This is a genomic window from Pseudarthrobacter sp., assembly GCF_036675385.1.
Lineage (GTDB): Bacteria > Actinomycetota > Actinomycetes > Actinomycetales > Micrococcaceae > Arthrobacter.
The window spans coordinates 16,280-33,500 of sequence record NZ_JAKFFD010000113.1 but is presented as its reverse complement, the minus strand read 5'-3'; the positions used below and the strand labels follow the sequence as shown (position 1 = coordinate 33,500).

At 66.1% G+C, this 17,221-nt stretch carries 13 protein-coding genes and 2 tRNA genes; 13 read left to right on the top strand and 2 right to left on the bottom strand.

What is annotated here, in order from left to right; genetic code table 11:
• From V6M49_RS09045 to V6M49_RS09030, 4 genes are all read left to right on the top strand, one after another.
• Window positions 1–1,132, top strand: a 1,132-nt coding sequence (locus V6M49_RS09045; RefSeq protein WP_332760910.1) for a prolyl oligopeptidase family serine peptidase, incomplete at its 5' end; no start/stop codon positions are given.
• Window positions 1,132–1,647, top strand: a complete 516-nt coding sequence (locus V6M49_RS09040; protein WP_332760909.1) for a GNAT family N-acetyltransferase — start codon at window positions 1,132–1,134, stop codon at window positions 1,645–1,647. The genes V6M49_RS09045 and V6M49_RS09040, both read left to right, overlap by 1 nt.
• A gap of 162 nt (window positions 1,648–1,809) precedes the next feature.
• Window positions 1,810–1,897: transfer RNA gene (locus V6M49_RS09035), tRNA-Ser, on the top strand.
• Window positions 1,898–2,162: 265 nt separating this feature from the next.
• On the top strand, window positions 2,163–3,644 hold the full coding sequence (locus tag V6M49_RS09030) for an MFS transporter (protein ID WP_332760908.1): 1,482 nt from the start codon (window positions 2,163–2,165) through the stop codon (window positions 3,642–3,644).
• Here V6M49_RS09030 and V6M49_RS09025 read toward each other — a convergent pair.
• Window positions 3,568–5,748, bottom strand: coding sequence for a RecQ family ATP-dependent DNA helicase (locus V6M49_RS09025; RefSeq protein WP_332760907.1), 2,181 nt, complete (start codon window positions 5,746–5,748; stop codon window positions 3,568–3,570). The two genes, V6M49_RS09030 and V6M49_RS09025, sit on opposite strands and share 77 nt — an antisense overlap.
• 96 nt (window positions 5,749–5,844) lie before the next feature.
• Between V6M49_RS09025 and V6M49_RS09020 the strand changes: the two genes are divergently transcribed.
• The 4 genes from V6M49_RS09020 (at window position 5,845) to V6M49_RS09005 (ending at window position 9,551) form a co-directional block, all read left to right on the top strand.
• Window positions 5,845–7,263 carry a phosphomannomutase/phosphoglucomutase gene (locus tag V6M49_RS09020; protein ID WP_056342573.1) on the top strand — a complete coding sequence of 473 codons (1,419 nt, stop codon included), beginning with the start codon at window positions 5,845–5,847 and terminating at the stop codon, window positions 7,261–7,263.
• Window positions 7,250–7,759 (top strand): hypothetical protein, encoded by a 510-nt coding sequence (locus V6M49_RS09015; RefSeq protein WP_141139425.1) that lies wholly within the window; start codon window positions 7,250–7,252, stop codon window positions 7,757–7,759. Before V6M49_RS09020 ends, V6M49_RS09015 begins: the two co-directional genes overlap by 14 nt.
• Window positions 7,760–7,779: 20 nt before the next feature.
• Window positions 7,780–8,229 carry an RrF2 family transcriptional regulator gene (locus tag V6M49_RS09010; RefSeq protein WP_104173963.1) on the top strand — a complete coding sequence of 150 codons (450 nt, stop codon included), beginning with the start codon at window positions 7,780–7,782 and terminating at the stop codon, window positions 8,227–8,229.
• 161 nt (window positions 8,230–8,390) lie between these two features.
• Window positions 8,391–9,551 carry a globin domain-containing protein gene (locus V6M49_RS09005; RefSeq protein WP_104063301.1) on the top strand — a complete coding sequence of 387 codons (1,161 nt, stop codon included), beginning with the start codon at window positions 8,391–8,393 and terminating at the stop codon, window positions 9,549–9,551.
• Between the two features lie 151 nt (window positions 9,552–9,702).
• On the opposite strand, the gene V6M49_RS09000 is transcribed toward V6M49_RS09005, so the two are convergent.
• A complete protein-coding gene (locus V6M49_RS09000; RefSeq protein WP_332760906.1) occupies window positions 9,703–11,529 on the bottom strand; it encodes a phosphoenolpyruvate carboxykinase (GTP) in 1,827 nt (608 codons plus the stop codon).
• Between the two features lie 276 nt (window positions 11,530–11,805).
• Here V6M49_RS09000 and V6M49_RS08995 point away from each other — a divergent pair.
• From V6M49_RS08995 to V6M49_RS08975, 5 genes are all read left to right on the top strand, one after another.
• A tRNA-Arg gene (locus tag V6M49_RS08995) sits at window positions 11,806–11,879 on the top strand.
• Window positions 11,880–12,005: 126 nt separating this feature from the next.
• The gene (locus V6M49_RS08990) at window positions 12,006–13,520 is read left to right on the top strand and encodes a dihydrolipoyl dehydrogenase family protein (RefSeq protein ID WP_332760905.1); all 1,515 of its coding nucleotides are present in this window, start codon (window positions 12,006–12,008) and stop codon (window positions 13,518–13,520) included.
• A 124-nt stretch (window positions 13,521–13,644) separates the two neighbouring features.
• The gene (locus tag V6M49_RS08985; RefSeq protein WP_332760904.1) at window positions 13,645–14,352 is read left to right on the top strand and encodes an ABC transporter ATP-binding protein; all 708 of its coding nucleotides are present in this window, start codon (window positions 13,645–13,647) and stop codon (window positions 14,350–14,352) included.
• Window positions 14,349–16,385: a YhgE/Pip domain-containing protein gene (locus tag V6M49_RS08980; RefSeq protein ID WP_332760903.1), complete on the top strand. Its 2,037-nt coding sequence runs from the start codon at window positions 14,349–14,351 to the stop codon at window positions 16,383–16,385. The genes V6M49_RS08985 and V6M49_RS08980 overlap by 4 nt, the downstream gene beginning before the upstream one ends.
• A 113-nt stretch (window positions 16,386–16,498) precedes the next feature.
• Window positions 16,499–17,113, top strand: coding sequence for a TetR/AcrR family transcriptional regulator (locus tag V6M49_RS08975; protein WP_141139420.1), 615 nt, complete (start codon window positions 16,499–16,501; stop codon window positions 17,111–17,113).
• Window positions 17,114–17,221 lie beyond the last annotated feature (108 nt).

Here is a 17,221-nt window from a genome sequence, read left to right as displayed (position 1 = left end):
TGCGGCCGACGGCGGCGCCTGGGCTTCGTCGCTGCTGGATGCCTGCCCGCCGCTGCACGACGTCAACGCCTACGCGGTGGACGACGAAGATGAAGGACCGGCCGACGGCGGTGCGGGCGACGACTTCTGGCTGGTCGCCACCGGATTCACCACCCCCAGCACGCTGATGCGCGGAAGCCTCACGCGGGATCCTGCCGGGACGGCTGGCTCCGGCAGGGGCGTTGCCGGGACGGCTGGCGTGGTGAGCAGCCATGCGGCAGTCAAGGCGTCGCCGTCGTTCTTTAATGACGACCAGTATGATGTGCAGCAACACTTCGCCGTCTCCGCAGACGGCACCCGCGTCCCTTACTTCCAGGTGGCCTCGCGGGACCTTGTCCTGGACGGGCAGAACCCCACGCAGCTCTCCGGCTACGGCGGCTTCGAAGTCTCCCGGACCCCTGCGTACAGCGGAACCGTCGGCAGGGCTTGGCTCGAGCGCAGGACAGCCACCTCCGGCAGGCCCGGCGAGGCAGCGCACTCCCGCGGCGGCGTCTACGTTGTGGCCAACATCCGCGGCGGCGGCGAATACGGGCCGTCCTGGCACCGGGCCGCGCTCAAGGAAAACCGGCACCGCGCCTTCGAGGACTTTGCCGCCGTGGCGCAGCACCTCGTCCACCGTGGCGTCACCTCCCGGGAGCGGCTTGGCTGCGTGGGCGGGTCCAACGGTGGGCTACTGGTGGGCAACATGCTCACCACCTACCCGGAACTTTTCGGGGCTATCTCCTGCGGCGTTCCGCTGCTGGACATGAGGCGCTACACGAAACTCTCCGCCGGGCACTCCTGGATCGCCGAATACGGCGACCCGGACGTGGCGGCGGAATGGGAGTACATCAAGACCTTCTCCCCGTACCACCTGCTCAAGGACGGCGTGGAGTACCCCGAAACATTCATCTGGACGGCCACGTCGGACGACAGGGTGGGACCGGTCCAGGCCCGCAAGATGGCCGCCCGGATGCAAGCGATGGGCATCCCGAATGTCTGGTTCCACGAAGCGCTGGAAGGCGGCCACGCCGGAGCTTCGGACAACCGGCAGGCCGCCGCGCTGCAGGCCCGCAGCCAGTACTTCCTATGGCGGACGCTGGCAGGCGGTTGATGTCTGTGTTGTCGGTGCGGCGGGCAGTCTCTGCTGACGTGGAACGGCTTGCCGCAGTCCATGTCCGCTGCTGGCAGGAAACGTACCGCGGCATGCTGTCCGACGCTTTCCTGGCAGCCGTGGATCCGGCAGGCCGGCTGGCATTGTGGCACCAGCTGCTGGACCGGCCGGACCCCGCCGAGGTGTGGGCAGCCTGCGACGATGGCACTGTGGTGGGATTCGCCGGCGCCCGCCGACTGCCCGCACCCGGTTCCCCGGCGGGTCACCCGCCGCCGTCGTCCGGTGACCTGGAGCTCTGGGGATTGTATTTGTTGGCATCGCATCAGGGGCTGGGCCTGGGGCGCCGGCTTCTCGAAGCCGCCTTGGGCAATAACGCGGCCAGTCTCTGGGTGGCCGCAGACAATATCCGGGCCATCGGATTCTACGAACGACTCGGTTTCGCTCCGGACGGGGCCGAGGACCGGGTACTCGATTGGGAAGACCTCCGCGAAATCAGGTTGATCCGCTCCAGTTGATCTGCTCTCCTGCGCAAGTGTTTGGGCCGGTGGGTGAGCCGGGGTTTCGCGGGGCGCACGGCGTCGCGGGGCTTGTGTGCGGGCCCTGAGACAAGCGCTCACGGGCCGTTTTGCACTGCGTGCCCCGTTCTGCGTATCCTTGGTGGGCTAGTAATAGCCATTGGAGACGTGCCAGAGCGGCCGAATGGGCTTCACTGCTAATGAAGTGTGGGGCACAACTCCACCGGGGGTTCAAATCCCCCCGTCTCCGCGTTTGGCCCCGGTCCTGGACCGGGGCCTTTTGCGTTCCCTGGCCAAGTGCTTTTATGCCACCAAACCCAAACTAGAAAGCAGTAACTGTCGTTATGAGCGCTCATAACGACAGTTACTGCTACCTCCATGGGCGGGAGGCGGGCGTGGTGCGTAGGTGGGAGGCGGTGCCTGGCGCGTGGAGAGTGGGGTGGGCTGGACAGGCTGGCGGTCCGGGGTGCGGACGCACGAGGCTTCTCCCGGGGCGGCGGTGGCAGGATGGTGGAATGGCAGTTAGCAATTCCCCGGGCGAGGAAACCAGCACAAGCCAGGCGTGGAATCCACGCCTGGCGCTACTGGTGGCTGCCACGTTCTTTATGGAGTTCCTGGACGGCACTATCCTCACCACCGCCATCCCCAACATCGCCGGCGACTTTGGCGTTCCAGCCGCCGACGTCAACATCACCATGACGGCCTACCTCATGACCGTGGCCATGGGCATCCCGCTCAGCGGCTGGCTTGCTGAACGCGTGGGGGCCCGCAAAGTATTCTGCTTCGCGATCGCCCTGTTCACACTGGCTTCACTGGCCTGCGCCATCAGCCCCGACCTGACTGTACTGACTCTGAGCCGGATCCTGCAGGGCGTCGGCGGGGCCATGATGGTTCCTGTCGGCACCCTCCTGGTACTGCGCGGCACACCCAAATCGGAGCTTCTCCGGGCGACGGCTTTCCTGGTGTGGCCCGCGCTGCTGGCGCCCGTACTGGCGCCGCTGGTAGGCGGCGCCTTGACCACCTACCTGTCGTGGCACTGGATCTTCCTCATCAATTTGCCACTGGGGGCGGCCGCGTTCATCGCCGCACTCAGTCTGGTACCAGCCGGCGCCGGAGACAGGGCACGCAGGCTCGACTGGCTGGGCCTGCTCCTCACCACCACCGGCGTGGGCGCCCTGGTGGTGGGCCTGGAGCTGGCCACTGCCCACCCCGACGGTCCATGGGCAGCTATCGGCGCTGCTGCAGGGGTATGCGCCCTCGCGGGCGCCGTGCTGTGGATGACGCGGGCCAAAAACCCCCTGTTTGATCTCAGTGTTTTTTCCACCCGCACATTCCGGGCCATGGCCACCGGCGGGTTCGTCTACCGCCTGACCATCAGTTCGGTGCCGTTCCTCCTGCCCCTGATGTTCCAGACCGGTTTCGGCTGGTCACCGCTGCACGCCGGAATCATGGTGGCGGCCGTGTTCATCGGCAACATCGGCATCAAGCCGGCCACCACGCCGCTGATCCGGCGTTTCGGTTTCCGGGCCATGCTGGTCTTCGGCTCCCTGGCATCGGCGGTGACTTTCGCCCTGTGCGCCCTGCTCACTCCGGACACGCCGCAGGCCCTGATCTTCGCCCTGCTCGTGTGCAGCGGGGCCTTCCGCTCCATTGGCTTCTCCGCCTACGCGTCGGTGCAGTACGCGGACATTGCACCCTCCCAGCTGACCTCGGCCAATTCCGTGTCGGCGACCCTGGTGCAGCTCGCCGCAGGCGCCGGCATCGCCGTTGGCGCCCTGCTGATCCGGATTTTCGACGGCGTGGCGGCCTTCCCCACGGATCACGCTGGCCCCTTCCGCGGAGCTTTCCTCACCATGGCCGTCCTGATGCTCTTCAGTACGGCGGACAGCCTGTCACTGCACCGGCACGCCGGCGCCGAGGTCAGCCGGCCTGGGCAAGCACGACCGGAAGGACAGCCCCCGCCCCCGCCTGGCGCAGGGCGCGTCCAGCCACGGTAACGGTCCACCGGCTGTCCACGAGGTCGTCGATCAGCATCACGCCCTGGCCGCGAAGTGACGCCATGGCGGCCTCCAACTCCGGGCCCACCATGACCCGGTCCCAAACGCCCGCCAACCGGTATGCACTGTTCCCGCCACGGCTTCCAGTGGGTCCGCCGTGGCCCAGGTCCAGCTCGCCGAGGTAAGGGATCCTGCCGATTTCCGAAATTCCCTGGGCAAGGGAGCGCACCAGTTCAGGCTTGCTGCGGGAAGGCATGCTGACGATCGCGGCCGGCCGGCCTGCACCGCTCCAGCCCGGGTTCCGGCCGTCACCGGTAGCCCATTCCCGCAGGACCTGGACACAGGCCTGCAGCATGGCAGGATCCACCGGCCGGTCTGCGGCGCCGGCCGCAAAGAGTTCCCGCAGCGCCCCGCCCCAGCCGAGATCGGTAAGCCTTGCCAGCACGCGGCCGTCAGCGAGTCCTTCGTCAGGCTTGATCTTGCCCTTGACCGGAACGCCCAGACGGTCCATGCCACTGGGCCACTGCAGCCGTGCCTCCAGGACACCACCGGCGCGGGTGAGCGTCTGACCCGCCGCTGCCGTGGCGTCCTCGGCGATATCGGCCCGGAACCAGCGGCCCGCGCAGTTGTCGCACTTCCCGCAGGCGTGCGCGGTCTCGTCATCGAGGACCGAGGTGATGTATTCCATCCGGCACCCGGCGGTGTCCTGGTAGATCACCATGGAGTCCTGCTCGTCCACCCTGGCCTCGGCGATCCGGCGGTAACGCTCGGCGTCGTAGATCCAGGGCTGGCCTGTGGAACGCCACCCGCCGCCGACACGTTCCACGGCCCCATCCACGGCCAGGACCTTCAACAGCAGCTCCAGCGGGGTGCGGCGGAGATCAACCCGGGCCTCCAGCGCCACCGTTGACACGGCAGTTCCGGCCTCGGCCAACGCTGTCAGCACCGCTGTGGCTTTCTCCTCGGACGGCATGGAGGCGGTGGCGAAGTACTGCCAGATATCCCGGTCTTCAGAACCCGGCAGCAACAGCACATCAGCGTTCGCCGCGCCACGGCCCGCACGGCCCACCTGCTGGTAGTACGCCACCGGGGACGACGGTGCTCCGAGGTGGACGACGAAGCCAAGGTCCGGTTTGTCGAAGCCCATACCGAGCGCCGAGGTGGCCACCAGCGCCTTGACCTGGTTGTCCTTGAGCATCTGCTCTGCGCGCTCACGGTCCGCGGGATCGGTCCTGCCGGTGTAGGCCTGCACTATGTGCCCGGCTTCGGCGAGAAGCCGGGCGGTGTCCTCCGCTGCGGAGACGGTCAGTGTGTAGATGATGCCGCTGCCGGGCAGATCGGCCAGGTGCGTCAGGAGCCAGCCCAGCCGTTCGCGGGAATTCGGGAGGGCGAGGACACCCAGGCGCAGGGAATCCCGGCCAAGGGTGCCGCGGATGGTGAGGACGCCCGCGCCCAGCTGTTCCTCGATGTCGTGGACCACGCGCGAGTTGGCCGTTGCGGTGGTGGCAAGGACAGGCACGGACTCCGGCAGCTGGGTGATCAGGTCAGCGATCCGGCGGTAGTCCGGCCGGAAGTCGTGGCCCCAGTCCGAAATGCAGTGGGCTTCATCAATCACCAGCAGGCCCGTCCGCCGGATGAGCTCCGGCAGCTGGTTCTCACGGAAGGACGGGTTGGTGAGCCGTTCCGGCGAAACCAGCAGCACGTCGACTTCATCGGCGGCGAGCTGTTCCCTGACGGTGTCCCAGTCCAGCTGGTTCGCCGAGTTGATGGCCACGGCACGCACTCCGGCGCGGGCGGCGGCAGCCACCTGGTCCCGCATCAGGGCGAGCAGCGGCGAAACGATCAGGGTGGGGCCGGCGCCGCGGCGCCGGAGCAGCAGGGACGCCACAAAGTACACGGCCGATTTTCCCCAACCGGTGCGCTGGACCACCAAAGCCCGCCGGCCGCCGTCGACCAGTGCTTCAATCGCCTCAAACTGTCCGTCGTGGAAATCCGCCGCCGGATGCCCCACAAGTTCGCGGAGAACCTCCAGCGCCTGGCTTTTTGTGGCGGAGGCTGAGTCAGGTGAAACGGAAAGAAGGGCGGCGTTCTGGGTATCGACCATTGATTCAGTATCCCAGCCCCCACCGACACCCAAAAAGCCGGGACCGCCGTATGTGGACAACCATGAACGTCCGCGGCTCCACGTAAGATAAAACCCGTGACTAGCGAACAGACAAAGACTTTTGACCTCTCGGCATCCTTCAAGGCCTACGACGTCCGGGGCATCGTGGGCGAATCCATCACCGCTGAAATCGTCGAAGCCGTGGGCGCCGCGTTCGTTGATGTGCTGGAACTGGAGGGCCAGACGATCCTGGTAGGCGGCGACATGCGTCCCTCCTCCCCCGAGTTCGCCAAGGCTTTCGCTGACGGCGCAGCCACCCGCGGCGCCGACGTCAAGCTCCTTGACCTGATCTCCACCGACGAGCTGTACTACGCCTGCGGTTCCCTCAACGCCGCCGGCGCCACGTTCACCGCCAGCCACAACCCTGCCGAATACAACGGCATCAAAATGTCGAAGCCCGGCGCGCAGCCCATCTCCTCCGAATCCGGCCTCAAAGAGATCCAGGCCCTCGCCGAGAAGTACCTCAACGAAGGCTCCATCCCGGCGGCCCCCGCCCGCGGCCTGATCGGCGTCCACGACATCCTGAAGGACTACTCCGAGTACCTCCGCCAGCTGGTGGACCTCTCCGGATCCCGGCCGCTCAAGGTAGTTGTGGACGCAGGCAACGGCATGGCCGGCCTCACCACCCCGGCGGTGCTGGGCGACGCCCTGCTGCCCAAGCTGCCCTTCGAGATCATTCCCCTCTACTTCGAGCTGGACGGTTCCTTCCCGAACCACCCGGCCAACCCCCTCGAGCCGGAGAACCTCCGCGACCTGCAGGCCGCCGTCATTGAGCACGGCGCCGATATCGGCCTGGCATTCGACGGCGACGCCGACCGCTGCTTCGTCATCGACGAAAAAGGTGAGCCCGTGTCGCCATCAGCCGTCACCGGCATGGTGGCACGCCGCGAAATCGCCCGCGCCCAGGCGCAGGGCGAGGCAACGCCCACCGTCATCCACAATCTGCTCACCTCCCGTGCAGTGCCCGAACTGGTAGAGCACGACGGCGGCCGTGCCGTCCGCACGCGCGTGGGCCACTCCTTCATCAAGGCAGTCATGGCCGAGGAAGGTGCCGTGTTCGGCGGCGAGCACTCTGCCCACTTCTACTTCCGCGACTTCTGGAACGCAGACACCGGGATGCTCGCGGCAATGCACGTGCTCGCTGCCCTCGGCGAGCAAGACGGTCCGCTGTCCGAACTCGGCCGCGAGTACGAGCCCTATGTCTCCTCAGGCGAAATCAACTCGGAAATCGAGGACAAGGCGGGAGCCGTTGAGCGCGTCCGCACCGACTTTGCCGCCGAGGACATCACCGTGGACACCATGGACGGCAGCACCTTCACGGCAAATGACGGCAGCTTCTGGTTCAACCTGCGCCCGTCCAACACGGAGCCCTTCCTCCGCCTGAATGTGGAAGCAACGGACCGGGCCACGATGGAACGCGTCCGCGACCGCGTGCTCTCCAATGTCAGGCGCTAAGCCGGAAGTGGCCCACGAAGCCACGGACGGCCCGGCTGCGGTGGCTTCGTGGCGGGATTCCGTTCCGGAGGCCTCGGCCACGGACCTGGAAAACCTGCTGGGCACAGGCATCGGCGCAGCCCAGGAACAGCTCGAGCGAAACGGCGGCTTCCTGCCGTTCGCACTGGTAGTGGAGAACGACGGCGAGGTCCGGCTGGTGGCTGTCACGCCGGCTGATGCCGAGGACGGCTCCGACGGTGACTTTGACGCGGACACGATGATCAGCGACCTCACCGAACTGCTCCGGCAGAACCGGGCTGATTTCCGCGCGGCCGCTATTGTCTGCGACATCCTCTTGGTGGAGGAAGAAACAGATGCCATCCATGTAGCCGCTGAACACCGCGACGGATCCGTCTTCGCCGCGGTCCTCCCCTACGCCGCCAACACCGGGACCCACGAATGGGAGTTTGGCCAGCTCGCCGCTGACACCAGCGAACCCACCGTCTGGGTGGACTAGACCTCCACTGGGTTGATGACATGAAGATCAATGCCTTCGCGGATGTGAGCCTGCGGGCCATGATGGTGCTGTCCGCAGCCCCTGACGGCAACCTGCTGACCACGCAGAGCATCGCCGATGCCGTGGGCACCCCGTACAACCACGTCAGCAAGGCCATGGCAAAGCTCCGTGAACTTGGCGTGATCGACGTCGAACGCGGCCGCAACGGCGGCTCCAGGCTCAACGACGCCGGACGCAAGGCCACCGTGGGCCAGTTGCTGCGGCTCCTGAACACCCGGGTGGATCCGGCGGACTGCCATTCATTGAACGGCGACTGCCCACTCATCAACGAATGCCGGCTTCGCGGTGCCCTTTCGCGCGCCCGGGAAGCCTTTTACCGGGAACTCGACGACATCGTGGTGTCCACCCTTCCCGGATCCCGCCAGATGGCGCCCGTGTTCCAGGCGATCGGGCTCCGCCCGGGGCTCTGACTCCCGGCTCCCCTGCAGCCCGGGCATTTCCGGATCCGTAGTCCCCAATTTTGATATCTCTTCTACGAAGTGTAGAACTTAAGTATAAATACTTGTATTTCAAATACATGTATTGACCGCGGTCCGGATGTACGCCCCGGGCCCCTACCTCAGGAGTACGCATGCTCTCGGACAAATCCCGCCCCGTCATTGAGGCCACCCTCCCGTTGGTCGGTTCCCGGATCGGCGAAATCACCCCCAAGTTCTACGCCCGGCTCTTCGCGGCGCACCCGGAGCTGCTGGACGGGCTCTTCAGCCGCTCGAACCAGCGCAACGGCAACCAGCAGCAGGCCCTGGCCGGAAGCATTGCCGCTTTCGCCACCCACCTGGTCAACAACCCCGGCACCCTGCCGGAGACGGTACTCGCCCGCATCGCTCACCGCCACGCCTCCCTCGGCATTACCGAACCCCAGTACCAGGTGGTCTACGAGCACCTCTTCGCCGCCATCGCCGAAGACCTGGCCGAGGTCATCACACCGGAAATCGCCGAGGCCTGGACCGAGGTCTACTGGCTGATGGCGGACGCCCTGATCAAACTCGAAAAGGGCCTCTACGCCGCACAGGCCAACGGCACGATGTGGAGCCCCTGGAAGGTCGCCGCCAAGACCCCCGCCGGCACCGGCTCGATAACCTTCACCCTGGAACCGGCCGACGACACCCCCATCACTCCCGCCCTGCCCGGCCAGTACGTCAGCGTCAAGGTCACCCTCCCGGACGGGCTGCGCCAGGTCCGCCAGTATTCGCTCTCCGGCGACGCCGGCACGAGCCGCAGCTTCACCACCAAGAAGGACGACGGCGGCGAAGTCTCGCCCGTGCTGCACGACACCGTCCAGGTGGGCGACGTCCTCGAAATCTCCAACCCCTACGGTGAAATCACGCTCAAGGAAGGCGAGGGCCCGGTGGTCCTGGCCTCCGCCGGCATTGGCTGCACGCCCACCGCGTCCATCCTGCGCTCCCTCGCGGAAGCCGGCTCGGATCGCCAGGTCCTGGTCCTGCACGCGGAAAGTGATCTGGAGTCCTGGGCGCTGCGCTCCCAGATGACGGACGACGTCGAACGCCTCAAGAGTGCCGACCTTCAGCTCTGGCTGGAAGAACCCCAGGCCGGCTCCAACGCAGGCTTCATGTCGCTGCGTGAAGTGGACCTGCCGGCAAATGCGTCGCTGTACCTCTGCGGGCCGCTGCCGTTCATGAAGCACATCCGCAACGAGGCCATCAACGCCGGAATCCCCGCCACGAAGATCCACTACGAGGTCTTCGGCCCGGACATCTGGCTCGCCAGCTAAATAGCCAACGACGGCGGCCCCGCACCTTTTTCGCAAAAGGTGCGGGGCCGCCGTCGTACTTTAAGCAGCAACGCGGGGTCACTCCTTGCCCATAAACGGTGGTTTATTGGGCAAGGAGTGACCCCGCGTTGTGGTGTGGAGGCGCTGGACCTTAGCCCAGGCGGGCCTTCAGGCCGGCGAGCTCGGACTGCAGCGCCTCGGGCAGCGAGCTGCCGAAGTTGGCAAACCATTCCTCGATGGAGGCGAGTTCGGTGGCCCACTCGGCCGGGTCGACGCGGACTGCTTCTTCGACCTGTGCAGGCGTCATGTCCAGCCCCTTGAGGTCGATCGCATCGCCGGTGGGAACGAATCCGATGGGGGTCTCCACGGCGTCAGCCTTGCCTTCGAGGCGTTCGATGGCCCACTTGAGGACGCGGGCGTTGTCACCGAAGCCGGGCCAGGCGAAGCCGCCCTCGGAGTTGCGGCGGAACCAGTTGACCAGGAAGATCTTGGGCAGGCGCTCCGGGTTGGCCTTGGCGGACAGGTTGACCCAGTGGTTCAGGTAATCGCCTGCGTCGTAGCCGATGAAGGGCAGCATGGCCATCGGATCCCGGCGGACTACGCCCACCTCACCGGCTGCCGCGGCAGTGGTCTCGGAGGACAGCGTGGAACCCATGAAGATGCCGTTTGACCAACTGCGCGCCTCGGTCACCAGCGGGATGGTGGTCTTGCGGCGGCCGCCGAAGAGGATCGCGGAAAGCTCCACACCGTTCGGGCTGTGGTACTCCTCGGCCAGCATGTCGATCTGGTCGATCGGCGTGCAGAAGCGCGAGTTGGGGTGGGCTGCCGGCTTGTCCGAATCCGAGGTCCAGGAGTTGCCCTGCCAGTCGGTCAGGTGAGCGGGCACTTCCTCAGTCATGCCCTCCCACCACACGCCGCCGTCGTCGGTCAGTGCCACGTTGGTGAAGATGCTGTTGCCCTTGGCGATGGCGCGCATCGCGTTGGGGTTGGTGCCCCAGCCTGTGCCCGGGGCCACGCCGAAGAGGCCGGCCTCGGGGTTGACGGCGCGGAGCTCGCCTTCCTTGCCGAAGCGCATCCAGGTGATGTCGTCACCCAGGGTCTCCACCTTCCAGCCTTCGATGGTGGGATCAAGCAGCGCGAGGTTGGTCTTGCCGCAGGCGGACGGGAAGGCAGCCGAGACGTAGTACGTCTTCTGCTCCGGGGACGTCAGCTTCAGGATGAGCATGTGCTCAGCCAGCCAGCCTTCGTCGCGGGCCATCACGGAGGCGATGCGGAGGGCGTAGCATTTCTTGCCCAGTAGCGCGTTTCCGCCGTAGCCGGAGCCGTAGGACCAGATGGAGCGCTCCTCGGGGAAGTGAACGATCCACTTGTCCGGGTTGCACGGCCACGGCACGTCAGCCTGGCCTGCATCGAGCGGCGCACCCAGGGAGTGCAGGGCCGGCACGAAGAATGCGTTGGTCTCGGTGATGCGGTCCAGCACGTCGGTGCCGATGCGGGCCATGATGCGCATCGAGGCAACAACGTAGGCGCTGTCGGTGATCTCCACGCCGAACTTGGGATCCTCAGCGTCTAGGTGCCCCATCACGAACGGGATGACGTACATGGTGCGTCCGCGCATGGAGCCGGCAAACAGCCCACGCAGCTTTTCCTTCATCGCAGCCGGGGCCATCCAGTTATTGGTGAAGCCGGCGTCGTGCTCCTTCTCGGAACAGATGTAGGTCTGCTCTTCCACGCGGGCTACGTCTGCGGGATCAGAGAATGCAGCGAAAGAGTTGGGGAAGAGTTCCTGGTTCAGGCGCGTCAGCGTTCCTGCTGCGACGAGTTCATCGGTAAGAAGCGTGTTTTCCTGTTCGGACCCGTCAACCCAGTGGATCCGGTCGGGCTGCGTGAGTCCAGCAACCTCTTCGACCCATGCCAGCAGGCCAGCATGCGTGGTGGGTGCTTTCTCAAGCAGCGGCAGTCTTGCGAGATCGCCCATTGCGGTTCCCTTCCTCGGGGTCATCGGTGTGGACTAAATGCTATTGGCCGCCCAAGGGCGTCATGGGAGGTCAGCGGTGCACGTTCGTGATCGTTGGAGCCGAAAACCGCGCAAATTCAAGGAAAACCACGCCCAAACGGCTGTATTTAAGTGACGAAGGTCACCTAGACCGGTCTAGTCGGCTAGATTACATGCTTCTCGATTTGGTACTCCGGGCAACCCTCGCGTAAAGTAATTCGAGGTTCGGGGAGCAAGAAACTCCGCGAAACACAAAATGCGCCCATAGCTCAGCTGGATAGAGCGTCTGTCTACGGAACAGAAGGCCGGGGGTTCGAATCCCTCTGGGCGCACAGAGAAAGGCCTGTATCGGTTCGCCGGTACGGGCCTTTTGTCGTTTAAGTCACCCCTTTCTGCAGTCACCGGAATGACGACGACGGCGCTCCCCGCCTCCCGCGAGGCGGGCGTAGGCTGGACGAATGACGCCTGAAACGCTGCAACGTGAATTCGATGTCATTGTGATCGGCGCTGGTGCCGTGGGGGAAAACGTCGCCGACCGGGTGGTCCAGGGCGGCCTGACGGCTGTCCTTGTTGAAGCCGAACTGGTGGGCGGCGAATGCTCGTACTGGGCCTGCATTCCGTCCAAAGCCCTGCTCCGCCCCGGCACAGCCCTGCACGGCGCACAGACGGTACCCGGCGCAGCGGAAGCCGTCACCCTGACACTGGATGCAGCGGCAGTCCTGAAGCGCCGGGACTATTTCACCGCAAACTGGCAGGACGACAGCCAGGTGAAGTGGCTGGAAGATACCGGGATTGAGCTGATCCGTGGCCACGGCTGGATCACCGCGCCGCGCACCGTTGAAGTAGCCGGGCTGGACGGCAACACTTATGAGCTCAAGGCGCGTCACGCCGTCGTACTCGCCACCGGCTCCACGCCAACCACACCTCCCATCGAGGGCCTGGCGGACCTGCAGGTCTGGGGCACACGCGAAGCCACCTCGGCCAAGGAGGTACCGGAGCGCCTGGCTGTAATCGGCGGGGGCGTCGCGGGCAGCGAGCTGGCGCAGGCATTCGCACGCCTGGGCTCGGACGTGACGCTGGTGGCCAGGAGCGGCCTGCTGGGCACGTTCCCCGCACAGGCCAGCAAACTTGTGGTCGCGGGGCTGCGCGCGGACGGCGTGGCGGTCCGCCTCAACACGTCCACCGAAAGTGTCCGGGAAAACGACGACGGCACGTTCACCCTGACACTTCAGGACCAGACGCCGGACGTCCGCACCACCGTCATTGCGGACAAGGTCCTCGTTTCAACAGGCCGGCATCCCGCCCTCGAAGGCCTCGGCCTGGAAAGCCTGGGTTTCGAGGCGCAGGACGGGCAGCCGCTGAAACTCACCACCGACTCCACTGGACTAGTCCAGGGCGTCCAGGACGTCCCGGGCACTCCGGGCACCCCGGGTGAGAAGGGCGAGGAAGGTGAGGAGCTCTGGCTCTACGCTGTTGGCGACGCCGCAGGCAGAAATTTCTTCACGCACCAGGGCAAGTACGAGGCCCGGGCTACCGGCGATGCCATCGCGGCCCGCGCCAAGGGCGAACTCAGCGGCGCCCCCGAGGCTTGGAGCCGCTACGCCCAGACCGCCAACCAGCATGCTGTCCCGAACGTGGTGTTCACGGATCCCGAACTGGCGGCCGTGGGGCGCTCGGTGGAGCAGGCAAAGCGGGACGGCTACAACGTGTCGTCCGTGGAGCTGCCAATCCAAGTGTCGGGTTCGTCCCTGCATTCGGAACATTACGAAGGCTGGGCGCAGCTGGTGGTGGACGAGGACCGGCGGGTCCTGCTCGGCGCCACCTTCGCGGGCCCGGACGTGGGCGAACTGCTGCACGCGGCCACCATCGCAGTAGTGGGCGAGGTCCCGCTGGAGCGGCTGTGGCATGCGGTGCCATCGTTTCCCACGGTCAGCGAGGTGTGGCTGCGGCTCCTGGAGAAGTACGGCTTGTAGGAGGGACCGCAAGTGTCAGTTCGCGCTGGCCTGCTTCACGCGCGCCTCCTCCACCCGCACTATTTGAACTGACCAGTCAGTTCAGTTAGGCTGGAGGTGGACATACACCGTCGAAAGGCCATTTTTGCTCTCCGTACAGCAGCTCCTTGTGAAGGGCCGGCGCGACGATTTGCTTCCGCCCACCTCTCTGCGGGTCGGCCGGGGTGAGCTCCTCCTCGTCACCGCCGAACGCCAGGACCAGCGGACAGCCCTTGCCCTGACCATCAGCGGGCGCATGAAACCCACTGGTGGCCGGATGTCCTGGGACGCCAACGAACGCATCAAATCCCTCCGCCTCGCGAGCGCCTTGGTGGATTCCCCCAACGTAAATGAGCCCGAGCAGCACCTCAGTGTCCGGGACCTTGTCACCGAGGACCTAGCCCTGATCCCCCGCCGCTACCGGGGCGCGCTGCTGAGCAAGCCCTGGCTCAAAGTCAACAGTTTCGAGGACATCGCGGACCTGTGGACGGAGCAGCTGGCGCCGGACCGGCGCATTGAACTGCTGACGGCACTGGCCCTCGCCAACCCGCACACCGACCTCCTGGTGGTGGACTCCCCCGACAGGCACGGTGCCCACGCTGCGGACTGGCTCCCGCGGCTTGAGGAGCTGGCGTACGACGCCGGCCGGCCGCTCGCCGTCGTCGTCACCGTTACTGCCCTCCCGGCAGGGTGGACGGGACCGGCCACGGTGATCGGCAACGCCGTCCCTGACGTGGACGAAGCGTCCGATGCGCCGGCTCTCACAGACGAAGAAACCGAATCCCTCTTACTCGAAACCGAGGATGCCAAGTGACCGTGCTGCGGCTGGCCCGTTCCGAACTCAAGCGGATGACCGGTGGGTTGCTGCCGAAGCTGACCATCCTGGCCCTGATCATGGTGCCGCTCCTGTACGGGGCCGTGTACCTGTACGCCAACTGGAATCCCTACGGGAACCTGAACCAGATCGAGGCCGCCCTGGTGGTGGAAGACACCGGCGCCACGTCCAGCGACGGCACCGAGCTCCAGGCGGGCAAGAAGGTGGCGGACGGCCTGGTGGAGGGGAACGTCTTCAACTGGCAGGCGGTCCCCTCGGCGGCCGAGGCCGACGCAGGGGTCAGCAGCGGCAAGTACGCGTTTGCACTGAAAATCCCGGCAGAGTTCTCCACGAACCTGGTCTCACCTGGCAGCTTCGATTCGGCCAGCCAGGCGATGCTGAACGTCACCACCAACGATGCTAACAACTACCTGCTGAGCACCATCGTGGACAAGCTGACCACCGCGGTGCACACGACTGTGGCCAAGGAAGTGGGCGAAGAGACGGCGAACCAGCTGCTGACCGGGTTCGGCACCATCCACGCCCAGATGCTCAAGGCCGCCGACGGCGCCGGGCAGCTGGCGGACGGCGTGGCCACCCTCCGCGACGGGACCGTCACCCTGCATACGGGCACCAGCGAGCTCAGCGCGGGAGCCGGCGAGCTCTACAACGGGCAGCTGAAACTGCGTGACGGGGCCAATCAGCTGACCGACGGCGCCGGGCAGCTCAGCGGCGGGCTCTCCGTCCTGAAGGACAGCACCGCCACGCTGCCCACCGACACCCGGACGCTGGCCAACGGCGCGGCCCAGGTGGCTGCGGGGAACGCGCAGCTGAACACCAAGGTCCAGGACGTCGTCACGCAGCTTGATGCCGCGGACCAGGGACTCCGGACGCGCGTGATCGAATCGAATGCCCGCCTGGTCGCCTCCGAAGTCATCACCCAGGTGCAGGCAGACAAAATCCTGGCCGACTTCGATACCGTGGCCTCCTCCAGCCCCGTGGCCGCGGCGAAAACCCGGATCCAGACCGACGCCACCCAGATCCAGCAGCTCGCGGACGGCTCCGAAGCCGTGAGCGTCGGCGCAGCCCAGCTGGCCACGGCCACCCCCGCGCTGAAGGACGCCATTGTTCAGGCTTCCGGTGGCGCTGACCAGCTCCACACCGGGGCGGCCACGCTGGCCACCGGCGAGCAGACTGCGCTCGACGGCGCCGGACGCCTCGCGGAAGGGGCGCAAACGCTCGACGACGGTGCGGGGCAGCTGGAAGCCGGGGCCGGCACCGCCGCTGACGGCTCACGGACGCTGACCGACGAAATTTCCAAGGGAGCCGGGCAGGTGCCCAACCCGGACGATTCGCAGAAGAGCAGCCTCTCAGAGGTGATCGCCGATCCCGTTGCGGTCAGCAATGTCTCCCAGGCAAAGGCGGACTCCTACGGCGCGGGGCTGGCACCGTTCTTCCTGACGCTCGCCTTGTGGATCGGCATCTTCATGCTGGTCCAGGCGATGCGGCCCATCACCCAGCGGGCCCTGGCGTCGAACGCCCCGGCCTGGAAAATCGCCGTCGGCGGCTGGCTTCCGTTCCTGGCCGTTTCGGTGGTGCAGGCGAGCCTGCTGACCCTCGTGGTGAACCTGGCGTTGGGCCTCAACCCCGCCCATCCGGTACTGATGTGGCTGTTTATGCTGGCCGCGGCCATGGCCTTCAGCGCCATCATCCAGGGCATCGTGGCGCTGCTGGGGTCACCCGGCAAGCTGGTGGTGCTGATCCTGCTGGTGCTACAGCTGGTGTCCTCGGGTGGCACGTTCCCCTGGCAGACCACCCCGCAGCCGCTCCATGTTGTCCACGAAATCCTGCCCATGGGCTACGTGGTCACGGGCATGCGGCACCTCATCTACGGCGCGGACCTGTCCGGGATCGTGCCCACTGTCCTGGGGCTGCTCGGCTACACGTTGCTGGGCGCGGCGATGTCCACGTTTGCGGTCCGGAAGCACAAGTACTGGACGCTCAAAACGCTCAAACCGGAGATCGCGGTATGAGCCCGCCCGCGCCGGGATCTGGGGTGCCCGATCCTGGCGTGCATGGTCCTGGCGTGCCTGAGCCTGGGGTGCCCGATCCTGGCGTGCATGATCCCGTGGGGCACGATCCCGCCATGCACGGTCCCGCCGAGAAGAAACTCCGCCCGGCCCGGACCAATGCCACCCGGCAGAAGCTCTTCGACGCGTCCATGGAGCTGATCGGCCAGCGTGGCGCAGCGGGTGTCACTGTGGACGAGATCGCCGCGGCGGCGGGCGTCTCCAAGGGCACTGTCTACTACAACTTCGGCAGCAAGTCGGACCTGATCGCGCAGCTGCTGCGGCACGGCGTGGACATCCTGAAGGCACGCCTGCTTAGCGAGGCCGGGCAGCCCGGTGCCGATCCACTGGTGGCCATGGAGGCAATGATCGGCCAGGCCATGGATTTTATGGACGATTACCCGTCCTTCGCCCGTTTGTGGGTGAGCGAAAACTGGCGGACTCCCAGCGAATGGCGGGACACGTTCGCGGTCCTCCGGTCTGAACTCCTGGCGGTCATCGGCGCTGCCATAGAGAACGTGGCTGCCGTCTATCCGGTGGACGAATCGATCTCGCGGGGAAGCCTCGAAACGGCGATCTTTGGCGCCTGCTTTGTGGTGGGGCTGGACCGGCAGACCTACAACCCGGAACGCACCCGTGACCAAAGCGTTGCAGCAATCATGGCAATCATGCGCGGCTATGTCGTGAAGTAGCAGGGATGATTGGACACATGCGCCACATGGGTAACAGCGGGAAGTTCGCCGTGATCGCGGCCGTCGCCGCCGTGGGCATGCTGGTGCTCACCGCCATCACCCTGGAAG